A 15,544-nucleotide genomic window follows, 5' to 3' on the forward strand; every position below is an offset into this window, starting at 1 on the left:
CCTTACCTAATAACTCTTCATTTATCATACCATAAACTGATGGTTGTGAACAGATTTACGTGTATAGTAACTGTTTTATCATTACCTTCTAGCTACTCCCGTAATTGTTGCTGCTTTTGAAACAGCCTTTGCAACCTCAGCCACTACTTTTGGGTTAAAGGAGTCGGGTATGATGTAGTCAGAATTCAGCTCTTCATCTGTTATTATACCAGCAATTGCATAGGCAGCTGCCATCTTCATTTCCTCATTTATGTCACTTGCTCTTACATCAAGGGCTCCTCTAAAGACTCCTGGGAATGCCAATACATTATTAATTTGGTTTGGGAAGTCTGATCTACCGGTTCCTACAATAAATGCACCAGCCTCTTTTGCTAAATGGGGCATTATTTCCGGAATAGGATTTGCCATTGGTAAAACAATAGCTTTTTGTGCCATAGTAGAAACCATTTCTTTAGTAATCACATTAGGTGCCGATACTCCAATGAATACATCGCTTTTTTCCGTTGCAACCTCTAATCCACCTACTAATTTTCGTGGATTTGTTATTGCTGCCACTTTTTCTTGATGGAGGTTATTATAGGGTGCTCCTACATAGATAATACCTTTACTACCAACCAATACAATATCCTTTACTCCTGCAGATTGTAATAGCTTGCAAATGGCTATTCCTGCAGAGCCAGCACCGCTAATTACCACCCTTATTTCTTCAAAGGATTTATTAACCAGCTTAAGTCCATTAATTAAACCCGCTAATACAACTATAGCTGTACCGTGCTGATCGTCATGAAAAACTGGAATGTCAAGTTCCTTCTTTAATCTATCTTCTATTTCAAAGCATCTAGGTGCTGAAATATCTTCTAAATTGATTCCACCAAAGGTGGGAGACATATATTTGACTGTTTGGACAATTTCATCCACATCTTTAGTTGCCAAGCAAATAGGAAAAGCATCGATATTTGCAAAGGATTTAAAAAGAATTGCCTTCCCTTCCATAACTGGCATAGCAGCCTCTGGACCAATATCTCCTAAACCCAGCACCGCTGTACCATCAGTAACAACCGCCACTAGGTTACCCTTTGATGTATATTCATAGACTTTTTCTGGATTTTTATTAATTTCTTTACAAGGTTCAGCCACTCCAGGAGTATATGCTAAACTAAGGTCGTCACGATTATTCACCTTTAACTTCGATTCCATCGATATCTTTCCCTTTAATTTACCATGAAGCTCAAGGCTTTTTTGAAAAACATCCAATACTAACACTTCCTTCCAGGTTCAATAACATTTTTTTGTCTTAGCTCTATTTTATGATTATTAATACAGGCTGTAAAGTTAAATGTACTTTGTAGAAAAAAAAGATGACACAAATTTTTATATTTGGTCATCTTTTTATAATAGGCAAACCTGCATTTTTTATCCTCTTTTTCTTCTAATTGCTCACTACTCATTACTCATTACTCATTACTCATTACTCATTGCTCTTCATCAATATTGCTTCTAAAACACCACCTGCAATACATCTGCCTTTATCAGATATAGTGGTAACAAAACTAATGTCGCCTCTTGGATCAACATCTCCTATTTTATATCCCTTTGAAACTGTTGTTCCATCATAAATCAATCCTCTAATTATACCAGCTATATTTGATTTGATTTCTTTATCTTCCACCAGAGCAATAACATCATCTTTTTTTACTATATCACCGATTACCTTAAGATTTTTAATTTCTCCTTCTGCTGGTGCTCTTAACACCCTTTCTGTTGTATATCCCCCTATATCACCTGGCACTCCAGTATTTGCTTCGCTACAGCCATGAAATATAATGCGACCAAGATTATGACCCCTGTTGGTTTCAATTACCATATCAACATCTATACCTGCCACAAAACCTGGTCCTAATCCAATTACAATTGGTGCATCATCAATATGGGTTCCAGTATTTTTCTTGGCCAATATTGCATCAACAAGAAAGTCGAATTTCATTTCATTTTTAATGTTTCCGTAGCCATCAGCAATAACAGGAATAGCACCATCTTCTAGTATATTGGTGATATCCTGTATTGTTACTGCTCTCTTTGCCATGATCCCTTCTACCTGCCACTGACCTTCATATATACTATTGGCAAAGGACACATGTCTCCTAATACATGTGGGCTTTTCTACATCTGTCATAACAACCTTAAACCCACTTCTAAAAAGCTTGTGGCCTACAGCAGTAGCAATATCTCCTGCCCCTTTAATGAGCACTTTCTTTTGCATAATTGTTATACTCCTATTCATTATTATTACCTATATTCAGTATACAACAGCCTAAATTATTTATAAACTAGAAGATATCTTCCTTCTGTAAATTTAGTATTTCATCAGAGGTTAGATTTAAAAGCTCCTTCAATATTTCTTCTGTATGTTGCCCTAAAATTGGTGCAGGTTTAACAATTTCACCCTGTGTTTCACTCATCTTAATTGGTACTCCAGGCATCTTCAAGCCACCCGCAGTTGGATGGTAAACCTCTTTTATCATTTCTCTAGCATTTATCTGTGGATTCTCAAGAACTTTATCTATTGTATTTATTGGCCCATTAGGTACTCCAGCTTCCTCCAGTATCTGAAGCCACTCTTTGGAGGTTTTTGTTCCGATAATCTTAGCAATAATTGGCCTCAGTTCTGCATAATTTTGGTTTCTAAGGGGGTTTGTTTTGAACCTATCATCTGCTATAAGATCTTCTCTATTCATTATTTTACATAGCTTTCCCCATAGTCCATCATTTCCTGCTGCTATCATTATTTCTCCATCTAAAGTCTCAAAGGGCTCAAAGGGAACAATTGAGGTATGTCGGTTTCCTGCGGGCATAGGAATTTCTCCAGTTACTACATATCTGGCAATAGCATTTTCCAAAATAGCAACTTGGCAATCTAACATTGCAACATCCACCATTTGACCTTTTCCTGTCTGATTTCTATAGTTTAGTGCTGACAATATTCCTATAGCAGAAAATAATCCTGCAGTAATATCTCCAATAGAAGGTCCTACTCGAGTTGGTTTTCCATCCTTTTCACCAGTTATACTCATAATTCCTCCCATAGCCTGAACTACAGCATCGTAGGCAGCTCTTTGGCTATAGGGCCCAGTATGACCAAATCCAGAGCAAGCAGCATATATAATAGAAGGATTGATTTTTTTAAGTTCTTCATATCCTAGTCCTAGTTTTTCCATAGTGCCTGGTCTGAAGTTTTCTACAACTACATCACACTTCTTAACCATTTCAATGAATAGCTGCCGTGCTTTTTCCTTTTTGAGGTTTAATGTTATGCTTCTCTTATTTCTATTCAAGCTTAGAAAATATGCACTTTCTCCTTTTACGTATGGCCCAAATTGTCTTGAATCATCACCAACACCTGGCATTTCTATCTTAATGATATCTGCTCCCATATCACCTAAAACCATAGTGGCATATGGTCCTGCCAATACCCTCGTTAAATCTAAAACCTTTACTCCCTCAAGGGCTTGATTCATGTTCTCCCTCCATTCTCTATAGTATACTCATCCTTAATTTTTCTTTTTTAGATTTTTATCATTCAACATTCTACATTTAACAATTTCTTAACTTTTAACTCTTTAGGTTGTTTTTCATTTTCAATTTTGCATTTTCAATTTTCAATTTTGTTTTAACTCTCAACTCTCAACTCTCAACTATCAACTATCACTTGGTTGAGGTTTTATCTCCTATATGGTATTCTTTTAGCAGGCTCGAAGCTGCTCTTCCCTTCCATAAGAATATCACCATACACCTTTACATTTCTATCCTCTAGATGGTCAAATATCATAGGAGATTTTGTACCATAACTAACATGTTTGATTGGATTACTATCTAGCTTCGCAGCTATAATCTCTTCTGTTCCTCTTGCCAAAGCAATTGTTTGACCTATAGGATTTATAATCATACTATGTCCGAAAAAATAGTTTTTGGCAGCGTCAGGCCCAATTGAATTGGCTCCTAGAAGATATACATGGTTGTCATATGCTCTAGCCTTGTTTACAAACTCCCAAATTTCAAAGCTCCTAAGTAAAGCAGAGGGCCGGGTGATAATCTCTGCTCCCTTTAGGGCAAGCACCCTAACCAATTCAGGGAAATCACCATCATAGCAGATTACCATCCCAATTTTACCTAGCTTAGTTTCAACCACCACCACTTCATTACCAGGGGTAGTCCAACCTCCACCCTCTAACCTTTCAGTAGGAAAAGGATGGGTTTTTCTATAATTACCCAGTATCTCTCCCTTATCATCGATTAAAATTGAACTATTATATATTATTCCCTTCTCAGGTCCCCTTTCATAAAGAGGAAAAACAACATGAACCCCTAGTTGGCCAGCAAGCTTTTGTATTTTTTCTGTATGCTTTCCTGGGATTGGCTCAAGTAAACTATAAAATTCATCCGGGGTCATTCCAGGAGTAAATCCTGTAGTAATGGATTCTGGAAACAATACCAGCTCTGCATCATAATCCTTGACAGCTCGTTCTAACCAATGGCAGCATTTATCGATATTATTATTAATATCGTTAGGTTCTACTGCAATTTGAACACAGGCAGCTATATGGTCTTTCATTTTCATACCTCCTAAAATAATTGCCCACCCTTTTGGGCAGGCAATCAATATCTATTCTTTGTCAAAGGCAACAATTCTAGAAATACTAGATTCTCCTCCAACAAACTTCCATGGGAAGCATCCAATAACAAGGCGCTTATTAAGGACCTTATTGATTTCTCCTCCAACATTTTCAGCATGAATTATTTCATGAGGCTTAGGAAATACATGAACATGCATTGCTTGATATGTATTTGGCCATTTATATATTTCATTTAAGCCTTTTCCATACTTTTTCTTCATATACTCGTCAGCCATTTGTGCTTCAAGTGGCTCCCAGTCACGGATTTTTGTATTCATTGGATGATCAGCAGATCCACAGTCAACTCCAATCCATTTTATTTCCATTTCCTTAACCCAGTCTACAAAATCCATAGATGGCCCTGGGTGTCTTAACATATATCTTCTCTCATCTGCTTCTGGTTGATCCCATCCATATTTATGATACCCTGTATTAATTATGAGAATATCACCCTTCTTAACTTCAACCCTATCTGTTATATCCTTTGGTGTGTAAATACCATAGTCTTCTGCTATATCTGATAAATCAACTACGACACCAGGTCCAACTAATTTTTCTAGAGGTAAAGATGCAATATCTCTTCCTGCAGTATCAAAATGCAGTGGTCCATCTAGATGAGTACCCACATGATTTGATGTTGTTATTAGCTGTCCGTTGGCACCATTGGGTGATAGTCTTTTAAAAAACTTAATTTGTAATGGCTCATAGGTAGGCCACGGTGGTGTTAAATGACTTAAATTTTGAGTTAAGTCGTACATTTTCATATTGTTCCAAAATTCCATAATACATCCTCCCTTATTTAAATAATATTAAAAGTTTAGAGTTTAGAGTTTAGAGTTAAGAGTTTAATAAAAATTTCATGAAGAAATTTAAACATTCGACATTCAACATTCACTCTTCATTCTTCACTCTTCACTCTTCACTCTTCACTCCTCATTCTTCACTGTTTACTGTTTACTCAACTAGTCCTTCTTCTGTTAATGCATCAACAAATGCCTCTAAAGCATCTTCAAAGCACTTCATAGGTGGTCTAACCAAGCCAGCACCAACTTGCCCTACTCCAGGCTCCTTATGGGCTATTCCTGTATTAATAATTGGAAGAATTCCTGTCTCCACAACCTTCATAATATTAATCCCTGTAGCAGTTCCCTTAAAATTTAAAACTGGTATTTTATATGTGTTGTTTTCCGCCTCTGTAATCTCGTACATGAGCTTTGAGTAATTTATTGCATCTTGTGGATTACCTCCAACGAATTGAACAATAGCCTGAGCAGCAGCCATGGCAAATCCGCCAATACCAGTTGTTTCTGTAATTACACTATCTCCAATGTCTGGATTAGCATCTTCAGCAGTAAATCCTGGAAACAGTAGTCCATCAACTATCTCAGCTGGTGCAGTAAACCAACGATCCCCTAAACCACTTACTCTAATACCAAATTCTGTTCCATTTCTAGACATAGCACAGACAATTGTACTATATTTAATTCCCATAGCAGGATCAAGAGAAGATTTACAGGCTGGCATAGTTAAATTCAAGAAAAAATGATCATTGCTATTCATAAAGTTTAAAACCTCAATTTTTTCTTGGTTACTAAAGGAGGTGTTAATAATATGGGCTGCAAGCTCTCGTATTAACAAAGAGGTACCAGCTTTATTTCGATTATGTCCCTCGTCTCCCATCATGATCACTTGAGCAATCATAGATTTTAAATTAATTGGACCAGCCAAGCCTATAGCTTCCTTTAAAACTGGCGCAAGGATTGTTTCCATCCACTTAAGCCGTTTAATTACATCTTCACTGTAGGCACCATAGCGCAGAACTTTACCAAGTCCTTCATTCAATGTACAAAAGGCATAGTTCCCAAAGGTTTTATTCTCCACTATAAAAACAGGCATTGAGGCTGTTACAACTCCAGCCATAGGTCCAACGGCATTATGGTGATGACATGGATCAAACTGTATTTCACCAGATTCTACTAAAGCAATTGCATCTACTTCATTTTCTGCTAACCCTTCATATATTAGACCTCCTATAACTGCTCCCTTCAATGGTCCACTCATATTCTCCCAAGTAATGGGGGGACCAGCATGTAGAATAGTCTTTGATGTCATACCAGGAATTACATCACCAGCTACTCCTATTCCCACCAGGGTAGGTTGAGCGCTAAGGATACGTTTCATGGTCTCTTCATTTGCTTTTTTTATTAAATCCTGAACCATTCAATCACTCCTTTTAATATACTTTAAAGATTAAGCTAATTAATAATTAATAATGAATAATTAGTAATGAGTAATTATGGCAGAAATTTGTAGCCAAATTTCTTATTATATCTTTTTTTCTCGATTTATCTTTGTTTTTCATTACTCATTTCACATTGCTATTTCTAATTGATCTTTCATTACTCATTGGTTTTACATTCCTCATTGATTTCATTTTAGCTTTGAAAGCAACGCTATCATTTTTTTATTACCCCCAGCAGGAGGCCTCCAATCCACGTGTACTACCTTAACCTTCTGATTTTTTAGATCTTCAGCAAAGGATCTTAATCCAATATTAGCAACTTTTAATTCAGTTTTAAATAAATCATTAATCTTGGACATATTATTCCCTGCCTTTCCTATGATACATAATCAAATCTGCTGCCAGTCCAACTGCACGAGCATTTGACGCCATTACCACAACTCCAGCTTCCATAAGCTTTCTTTCTTGTTCTTTGAGATTTTGAGGATCTGCTTCAGTACCACTGACAGAAGCAATATAAACAGCCTCATATCCTTTTTGCCTCATAATTTCTCGTGCTTTTTCTATTGAAGCTATCATTTCTCCTGCTGGATCATGATGTGAACCATAACCAAGAACAAAGTCCATTAAATATACTGCAACTTCTGTATCCTCTGCCTCTTTAATAAGCCTTTCCTGTCTGGTGGCTGGGTCGATCATAGGATGTGCCCTGCCAACAGTGAAGGTATCATCACCCAAGTCAATACATGAATTTTCTTTGCTTTCAATAGGATCCATTAGTTTCAAATGTGGTTTTAATGGAATATTGGAATAGATATCACCAATAGTTTTTGAAAGCATTATCATTGCTTCGTCACATAAAGTACCACCAGTATAAAGTCCTCGTATATATTTCTGATCTTTATTGAGATTTTTAGCAAGCATCTTTATTAATGAATCTCTTCCTTCCTCAATAATTTCAGGGGTTTTCATTTTAATATTTGTTAATTGAACAGCCTTAATTGCTGCATCTTCAAGTGTTAAAGCTGGCACACCACCATATTTTTCTATTACTTCAATATCTCCTCCAATAAAAATAACTACAAAGGGTTTACCGGAGTCTTTAGCAGTCTTAAGTACCTTTTCTGCTATTTCTGGTGCTGGTGGCTTTGAAATCAAAAGAACTACCTCTGTCTTTTCATCCTGTTCTAGAGCCTTTATTCCTTCAATCATCATAATTCCACCGATATCTAAGCTTAAATCTCTACCTCCAGTACCAATAGCCTGTGATACTCCACCACCAAATTTATCTATTAATACACTTGCCTCTTGTATACCTGTCCCCGAGGCCCCAACAATACCAATACTTCCTTTTTTAACAACATTTGCAAAGGCTAGAGGTACTTGATTAATTATGGCAGTACCACAATCTGGCCCCATCATCAATAAACCTTTTTCCTTTGCAATCTCCTTTAAAGTCTTTTCATCTTTTACACTTACATTATCACTAAATAGTAAAACATGTAGATTATTATCAAGAGCTTTTTTAGTCTCAGCAAAGGCATATTGGCCTGGCACTGAAATAATTGCAATGTTTAAATCAGGAACATTTTTTAATGTAGATTCTAATGTTGCCGGAGAATACTCTTCAGTTTCATCATCCTTTTTGCTTAATAATTCCTCCAGCTTTTTTAATAGTATTTCAAATAGCTCCTCATTAGTACATTTTACAGTTACAAAGAAATCATTGACGGTTAAACCTTCTATTGTTTCATTTGAAAGCCCCAAATTTCGAGCCAGTTCCTTATTAAGATCCGTTGCCATTCCCACAAGAACCTCTTCAACACCTTCTAAGCTCTTTAATTCTTTGCTTATTCGCATTAGAGTAACAGAATCGTAGTAGGTATTTTTTTGTGTTTTTATTTTAATATTCATTAAAAGCACCCCTACCTCTCCATAATTCATTGCTTAACAGACAGCCTATATATATTCCTGCAGCTAGATCTGTGCCGGAGGTTTCGCCATTATTGATTACTGATTTTAGTGGGTTATTTAAATCCTCTGGCTTACTGACAGAAAACAAACTAATCATCAGTTGTTTTACATTTTCTGAAACCTCACCATTGGAAGCAAAGGTAAGCATTTCTGCACTAATTTTAGTAGTCCTGAATTCTACTCCCTCAACAAGACTTTCAGCAATTTTGTAGATTTTCTCCACATTTTCAGCCAAATAAATTGTACAGTAAACCATTGCAATTATTAGACCTGTTAAAAAGTCGTCGGCAGAAGGTGTTAGCCCTGGCCCAAATCCCACAATTTCCTTTGCTGCCTTTCGAGCTCCTTCTGTGTTATTATTTATTATTGAATCCAATAGCTTTAGCATTCGCCTTTCTATGAAATAGCAATAATGATTATATAGGATTTCATCATTGTTAGATCGATTGGTTAGCTGCTTTTCCAGTTTGGCAAATATTGGTGCGATTCCGTTGAAATTCCCTTCTGAAACCAATGCCTCCCTAAAAAGCTCTAGCTTTTTTTTAAAATCAACATCTTGAGCTTTATCGAATGTACTGTCTGGTCTACTGTCCCATACCAATGCCTCTGATAGGTTAAGCTGAAATTTCCCATCTGCAGCTTCAAGATATTGTTTATTGATAGTTACCTTCATTCCTGGATTAAAATTTAATGAATGAAATGAATTTTGAGAAGGTAGTTCTAATACAATTCCCCTGGGTGGTATTGGTACCTGTGATGATACTATTGAAATCAGTTTATCATCTGGTGTAATAATATTTAATACACGATTAAATATTGAGTGTATCTTACCATTAATCTTCATCTCATTATCAATTAGTTCTTTAGTGTGATGACACATCCTTATTGCTTTCATATTATTAACCCTTCTTTACATTTTATTAAGTAATACCCCTTTTATTTTTTTCTCTATCTATTATTCTTTTTTTGTATAAGGATAACCTTTATACAGAAATTCTAAATCAAAATAGTAGTTTTTGTAATGCTTTACTATATAGATTGATTTATCCTTTCATATATTTTCAATGCAACCTGAAGGCTTAGCTTATCATCTGCATTATCCATATCCATACTGGTTATTTCTTTAATTCTTTGCATTCTATATATGATGGTATTATAGTGAGTATACATTTCCTTTGAAATTCTTTTAAGATTTCCACCATGCTCAAAGTACATCTGTAGAGTTTTTACAAGTTCTGAATCCTTACCTTGATCATATTCAACTAGAGGCTCAAGTGTTTCCTTATAGAACTGGAATAGTTCCTCCTCCATATTATCGCTACTAAGCACTCTATAGATACCTAAGTTATCATAGTGCTGATAAAGATTTTTATTACTGTACTGATAGTTATTAACTGCCTTTACCGCCTCTTGATAGCTTTTCCATAGGTTTTCTGGTGACTGATAAAATCTACCCAAACCAATAGATATCTGGGTATCTTTAAGCTCGAATGCTGCATTCTCAAGAATTTCTTTAGCAAACTGCATCAGCTCTTTCTTTATTTCCCACCAAGGCTTATTTCTATCATTACCATATAGTACTATGATTTCATCGCTTTTGTTTCCAAATACACATTTCATTTGCCGATTTCTAGTTAATCGATCAATCATTTGTAAAACCTTACTGTTAATTCTATATAGGAAGCTTGAATTATTTAAGGTTTCTTTTACAAATCCCTTTAGATTTGATATAGAAATAACCATGGCAGCATACCCAAGCTTTTTATCAAAATCGAATAGGCTTGCTCTATCAATGGCTTTCTTAAATCTTTTTTCATCTCTTGATAGAAGATCATCTAGAAACTCAATCTTATGTCGACTTTCCACCTCGAAAAGTGAAATCTTCTTTACTAAGTCTAATAAAATGATCGGAATAGAGGATTCTATTGCTGTAATCTCCATGGGATTCATGTGTTTATTATCTTCCCATATTATTAAGTATCCATAATGTCGATCTTCTCCATGAATAGGATAGATGATTCGCCTAATTTCTTTAGTATCCACTTGATCTGTACATATCCTAAACTTTTCAATATCTCTTGGATACTCAATAACCTTTACAAGGCTTTCATCTTCATCAATGATTCTTTTGTATTCATTTTTCACTTCAAGTTGACTGGAAATTACGAATGTATCGAATATGTTTTCCTGAATTGCAACTGTATTTCCAACTGATTTATGTATACCCTCTGCAATTTTATCTAAGCTTCCACCCTTAATCATTACATCAATAAGTCTGTTATGTATCTCATCCACCTTAATTAATATACTTGTTTGTCGATTAATTATTTCCGTTAAGGCGGGCATCATAATATCTGTATAGGAAACCTTAAAGGGAATTTCGATTATTGGGAATCCCTCTTGATTTGCAACCTGTATAACCGCTTGTGGCAGCTCTGCAATATATCTTTTCATTTTAATGCCGATAGCAGCTACACCCTTTTTCTTGAGTTTAGGGATTAGATCTTTCAATACCAGCAAGTCGTCTTTAATGGAATAGGCAGTGGTCAATAATAATTCGCCTTGTGTTACCCAGTCTAATATATCCGGAACCTCCATTACATTTATTCTTGTTACCTTCCTCTTTAAGCCCGATCTACCAGCAAGTATTTTGGCGTCCTTCATAATATCAAATTTCATCATGTCTTCAATATTAATACCAAAAGCTCTAAACAAAATTAACTCCTCCTTAGTAAGTGGCATTAAAAAATCTTTTATATATAAATACTAATATATTATAATTTGTGTGTTTTTGTATTTTTTGTTAAGTATTAATAAGTACACCCTCTAAAGCATTATAAAAGTTCTTGATTCTTTGTTAATATAATTTAATTATAGTTAATTCTATTTGTATATCCCTCTACTTATTCTATATAAAAATTCACCTTCCTTTGTTATATATTCACAAAAAAACGCCCCTTTATTTAAAGGAGCGTTTGAAGTGGGGCTTTAGTATTTATTCAGGTAAAATCTTGTTTAGTACAATACCAACTATAGCAGCCAAGGCCATACCTTCTATGGTTATTTCTGTACCCTTAATTGGTATCGGTAATACTGCACCTCCTAATCCTAAAACTAGAATAACTGCTGCAATAATTAGGTTTCTTGATTTACTAAGATCTACCTTGTTTTCCACCAGTGTCCTGCCCCCTATGGCTGCAATCATACCAAATAATATAATAGAAATCCCACCAACTACTGGAGTAGGAATTGTGGAAATAACAGCACCTAGCTTAGGTAGAACACCTAAAAGTATGGCGAAACAAGCAGCAACCTGCATAATTAATGGTTTATGTACTCTTGTTAATGCTAAAACACCTGTATTTTCTGAATATGTAGTATTGGCAGGACCACCAAACATAGCAGAAATAGTAGTAGCGATACCATCACCAATAAGTGTACGATGAAGCCCAGGATTCTTCATAAAATCCTTCTTTACGGTTTCGCCAATAGCCAACACATCGCCAATGTGCTCTACCATAGTTGCAATAGCAACAGGAGCCACCATCATAATGGCTGTGAAATTAAACTTAGCTATTGTGAAATTTGGTACTCCAACAACCGCGGCATTAGATACTGGAGAAAAATCTACATTGCCCGTAATAACAGCAAATAAATATCCACCAACCAAACCACATATTACAGGTAAAAGTTTAATGAATCCTCTTGTGTAAACACTTACACCAGCTACAATCAGAAAGCTCACAATAGCCATTAGCCATCCACCCGAAGCCATATCAATGGCCACTGGAGCTAATTTTAACCCTATAACCATAATAATTGGTCCTGTAACTATTGGCGGGAAGAAAGCTACCACCTTCTGATAACCCACTGCATATACTAACCCAGCTAATATAAGATAAATGATACCTGCAACTACTATACCCCCAAGGGCATAGGGCATTCCAAAGTCCGAATGATTAGCTACCAGAAGAATTGGTGCGATGAAAGCAAAGGATGAGCCCAGAAAAGCAGGCACTTTACCCTTTGTAATAAAGTGAAACAATAGTGTGCCAACACCTGCCATAAATAAAGCTACAGAAATATCTAATCCTGTAATTATTGGTACCAGTACTGTTGCTCCAAACATTGTAAAGGTGTGCTGAATCCCCAAAATGATGGTTTTACTGAGTGGCAACGAATCCTCTTCCCGGATGGTTTCCAGAGCATCATTTGTATAAATCGCTTTCTCTTTACTCATAAAATCGCTCCTTTCTCTTTCTAACCTTCTAAACCCACTTCAAATAAATTAGCTTTATATTAGACGACCGAGCCACATCTCATATGCAGCTCGGACATCTTTGTCTACTTTTCTTTCAAGGCCCTTAATATTTTTTCAGGGGTTATAGGTAAAGACATGATGCGTATTCCTAGAGCATCGTTAACTGCATTGGCAATTGCAGGTGCTGTTGGCACCATACAGGGCTCTCCCACTCCCCTTGCCCCAAATGGGCCGGTTGGTTCTTCATTTTCAATAAAGCTAATAATCATTTCTGGCATATCATCTGCTGTCGGAATTTTATAATCCACAAAATTTGGATTCAATACTACACCTTTACTTATAATTAACTCTTCAAATATGGCTGAACCTAATCCTTGTATAATTCCACCTTCTATTTGACCTTCTATCAATTGTGGATTAATTATCTTACCCACGTCAAAGCTGGAGGCAACCTTCAACACTTCAATCTTTCCTGTTTCTGTATCAACTTCAATTTCAACACCTTGACAGCCATAGGTCCAAAAAGCTACAGGCTTTTCCCCTTGACCAGTCTGTTTATCAGTGTTCTTTACTCCTGGAGGTATAAATGATCCTCTTCCAATGATAGGTCCATGAATTCCTGAGCCATCCTCCAAAGATAGTCCAAGTGCCAGTTCATTAATTGCTATCTTCTTTTGAGGTTGAGTATCTGAGTTTATATATCCATCCTTTAGGTATAGTTTATCCTTTTCAATTCCAAGCTTCAGCTGAGCCAGACCAAGCAATTGCTCCTTTGCATCTTCACATGCCTTTATAACAGCATTACCTGTGCAATAGGTTATTCTACTGGCCACCGTTTGCCACTCATATGGAGTATGGTCTGTATCCCCTGTCTTTATTGTAATTCTATTGGGCGGTATCGATAATACCTCCGATGCAATTTGTGTTAATACTGTATCTGAGCCTTGCCCTATGTCCTGGGCACTTACCATTAGATGAGCTGTACCATCATCATTTATTTTTATAATAGCAGACGAAGCTACATTATTAGGCATTGAGGGAGCTTTATAGGCACATGAAATTCCTCTACCTACTACTCTATTAGGCTTTGACGGGCTTTGCTTTATACTGTTTTCCCAATCTAGCTTTTTAACAACGTCCTCTAAGCAGTCTTGAAGTCCACAAACATCCACAACTTGCCCTGTTGCATTTTTTCCACCAGGTCGCAATCCATTGATTCTTCTTATTTCTACAGGATTAATATCTAGCTTTTTAGCCAACATATCTATATTTTGTTCTATTGCGAAGTGAATTTCTGACATTCCAAAGCCACGATAAGGCCCTCCTACTGGATGGTTTGTATACACACATATGGAGTCAGTCCAAACATTAGGAACATCGTATGGCCCTGTAGAGGCATACCCTCCTGCCCTAACAATATTTACACCGTACTCAGTATAGGCACCTCCATCCCAAATAAATGTGTTCTTAACTGCAACAATTTTACCATTCTTGTTTATTCCGGTCTTAATAGTAGCATGTAGTCCCTGACGTACAAAGCTATTAATAAATTCATCTTCTCTTGTATATGTTAATTTTACAGGCCGACCATTGGTCTTCATGGCTAAAGGAATGACGATTCCTTCAAGGGTGGTACCAGCTTTCCCTCCAAAGCCTCCACCAACAGCAGGAGAAAGAACTCTTACTTTATTTAAAGGAAGATTAAATGCCACAGATAAGGCTTTTTGAACCGCATAGGGAGATTGACAGGTGGACCAAATGGTTAAGCTTTCATCAGGGTCCCTCTGGGCAATTACACTATGGGTTTCTATAGGGCAATGTTGAATATGGGGAACAAAAAACTCATTTTCCACAATAAACTCAGCTTCTGCAAAGCCCTTCTCAACATCTCCCTTTCTTATTTTATAGTGATTACTAATATTTGTACCGGGCTCCGGAAAAAATATAGGGCCCCATTTGTATTCCTTCATGTCTGGATGAACAAGGGGAGCATCCTTTTTTAATCCTTCTACTGCATTGGTAACAGCAGGTAGTTCTTCATATTCCACCTCAATAAGACCAATAGCCGCCAAAGCTATTTCCTTTGATTCCGCAGCCACTGCTGCAACACCTTCTCCCCTGTATCTTATACGATCAGTGGCAAGGAAGGTCTTATCCTCTAAATATAGTCCTACTCGGTTAGCAACATCTTTCCCAGTAATTACAGCCTTTACACCGGGTAGTTTTTCTGCCTTACTTATATCTACCTTCAACAATTTTGCATGGGGGTAAGGGCTTCTCTTGACGGCAGCATACAGCATCCTAGATAATTTTATGTCATCTACATACTTTAATGCACCTGTAACCTTTCTAATGCCATCAACACGATTTATACTTTCACCAATATATCTCATTATA

12 protein-coding genes are annotated in these 15,544 nt (G+C 36.5%); all 12 read right to left on the reverse strand.

Going from position 1 to position 15,544, the window contains the following annotated elements; all coding sequences use genetic code 11:
* Positions 1–81: 81 nt before the first annotated feature.
* Positions 82–1,197, reverse strand: a complete 1,116-nt coding sequence (locus BLP68_RS11235; protein ID WP_330389150.1) for an NAD(P)-dependent malic enzyme — start codon at positions 1,195–1,197, stop codon at positions 82–84.
* Positions 1,198–1,468: 271 nt separating this feature from the next.
* Positions 1,469–2,260: a selenium-dependent molybdenum cofactor biosynthesis protein YqeB gene (gene yqeB, locus BLP68_RS11245; RefSeq protein WP_091543463.1), complete on the reverse strand. Its 792-nt coding sequence runs from the start codon at positions 2,258–2,260 to the stop codon at positions 1,469–1,471.
* Positions 2,261–2,327: 67 nt separating this feature from the next.
* Positions 2,328–3,515, reverse strand: coding sequence for a CaiB/BaiF CoA transferase family protein (locus BLP68_RS11250; protein WP_091543464.1), 1,188 nt, complete (start codon positions 3,513–3,515; stop codon positions 2,328–2,330).
* Between the two features lie 203 nt (positions 3,516–3,718).
* Positions 3,719–4,609, reverse strand: coding sequence for a carbon-nitrogen hydrolase family protein (locus BLP68_RS11255; protein ID WP_091543466.1), 891 nt, complete (start codon positions 4,607–4,609; stop codon positions 3,719–3,721).
* A 51-nt stretch (positions 4,610–4,660) separates the two neighbouring features.
* On the reverse strand, positions 4,661–5,452 hold the full coding sequence (locus BLP68_RS11260; RefSeq protein WP_091543467.1) for a cyclase family protein: 792 nt from the start codon (positions 5,450–5,452) through the stop codon (positions 4,661–4,663).
* A 172-nt stretch (positions 5,453–5,624) separates the two neighbouring features.
* Entirely contained in the window at positions 5,625–6,890 is a 1,266-nt protein-coding gene (locus BLP68_RS11265; RefSeq protein WP_091543469.1) for a YlbE family protein, read from the reverse strand.
* 210 nt (positions 6,891–7,100) lie between these two features.
* The gene (locus tag BLP68_RS11270; protein WP_091543470.1) at positions 7,101–7,271 is read right to left on the reverse strand and encodes a fdrA domain protein; all 171 of its coding nucleotides are present in this window, start codon (positions 7,269–7,271) and stop codon (positions 7,101–7,103) included.
* Position 7,272: 1 nt separating this feature from the next.
* On the reverse strand, positions 7,273–8,826 hold the full coding sequence (gene fdrA / locus BLP68_RS11275) for an acyl-CoA synthetase FdrA (RefSeq protein WP_091543472.1): 1,554 nt from the start codon (positions 8,824–8,826) through the stop codon (positions 7,273–7,275).
* Positions 8,816–9,781, reverse strand: a complete 966-nt coding sequence (locus BLP68_RS11280; protein ID WP_091543473.1) for an oxamate carbamoyltransferase subunit AllH family protein — start codon at positions 9,779–9,781, stop codon at positions 8,816–8,818. Before BLP68_RS11280 ends, fdrA begins: the two co-directional genes overlap by 11 nt.
* A 134-nt stretch (positions 9,782–9,915) precedes the next feature.
* Positions 9,916–11,601, reverse strand: coding sequence for a PucR family transcriptional regulator (locus BLP68_RS11285; protein ID WP_176758984.1), 1,686 nt, complete (start codon positions 11,599–11,601; stop codon positions 9,916–9,918).
* A gap of 280 nt (positions 11,602–11,881) precedes the next feature.
* Positions 11,882–13,126, reverse strand: coding sequence for a uracil-xanthine permease family protein (locus BLP68_RS11290; protein WP_091543477.1), 1,245 nt, complete (start codon positions 13,124–13,126; stop codon positions 11,882–11,884).
* A 104-nt stretch (positions 13,127–13,230) separates the two neighbouring features.
* Positions 13,231–15,540, reverse strand: coding sequence for a xanthine dehydrogenase family protein molybdopterin-binding subunit (locus BLP68_RS11295; protein WP_091543479.1), 2,310 nt, complete (start codon positions 15,538–15,540; stop codon positions 13,231–13,233).
* Positions 15,541–15,544 lie beyond the last annotated feature (4 nt).

This window comes from Alkaliphilus peptidifermentans DSM 18978 (genome assembly GCF_900101495.1).
Taxonomy (GTDB): Bacteria; Bacillota; Clostridia; order Peptostreptococcales; family Natronincolaceae; genus Alkaliphilus_C; species Alkaliphilus_C peptidifermentans.

Coding starts and splice junctions, on each gene's coding strand:
- BLP68_RS11235 (WP_330389150.1), bottom strand. CDS start 1,197: ATGGAATCGAAGTTAAAGGTGAATAATCGTGACGACCTTAGTTTAGCA.
- BLP68_RS11280 (WP_091543473.1), bottom strand. CDS start 9,781: ATGAAAGCAATAAGGATGTGTCATCACACTAAAGAACTAATTGATAAT.
- yqeB (WP_091543463.1), bottom strand. CDS start 2,260: ATGCAAAAGAAAGTGCTCATTAAAGGGGCAGGAGATATTGCTACTGCT.
- BLP68_RS11255 (WP_091543466.1), bottom strand. CDS start 4,609: ATGAAAGACCATATAGCTGCCTGTGTTCAAATTGCAGTAGAACCTAAC.
- BLP68_RS11265 (WP_091543469.1), bottom strand. CDS start 6,890: ATGGTTCAGGATTTAATAAAAAAAGCAAATGAAGAGACCATGAAACGT.
- fdrA (WP_091543472.1), bottom strand. CDS start 8,826: ATGAATATTAAAATAAAAACACAAAAAAATACCTACTACGATTCTGTT.
- BLP68_RS11260 (WP_091543467.1), bottom strand. CDS start 5,452: ATGGAATTTTGGAACAATATGAAAATGTACGACTTAACTCAAAATTTA.
- BLP68_RS11290 (WP_091543477.1), bottom strand. CDS start 13,126: ATGAGTAAAGAGAAAGCGATTTATACAAATGATGCTCTGGAAACCATC.
- BLP68_RS11295 (WP_091543479.1), bottom strand. CDS start 15,540: ATGAGATATATTGGTGAAAGTATAAATCGTGTTGATGGCATTAGAAAG.
- BLP68_RS11270 (WP_091543470.1), bottom strand. CDS start 7,271: ATGTCCAAGATTAATGATTTATTTAAAACTGAATTAAAAGTTGCTAAT.
- BLP68_RS11250 (WP_091543464.1), bottom strand. CDS start 3,515: ATGAATCAAGCCCTTGAGGGAGTAAAGGTTTTAGATTTAACGAGGGTA.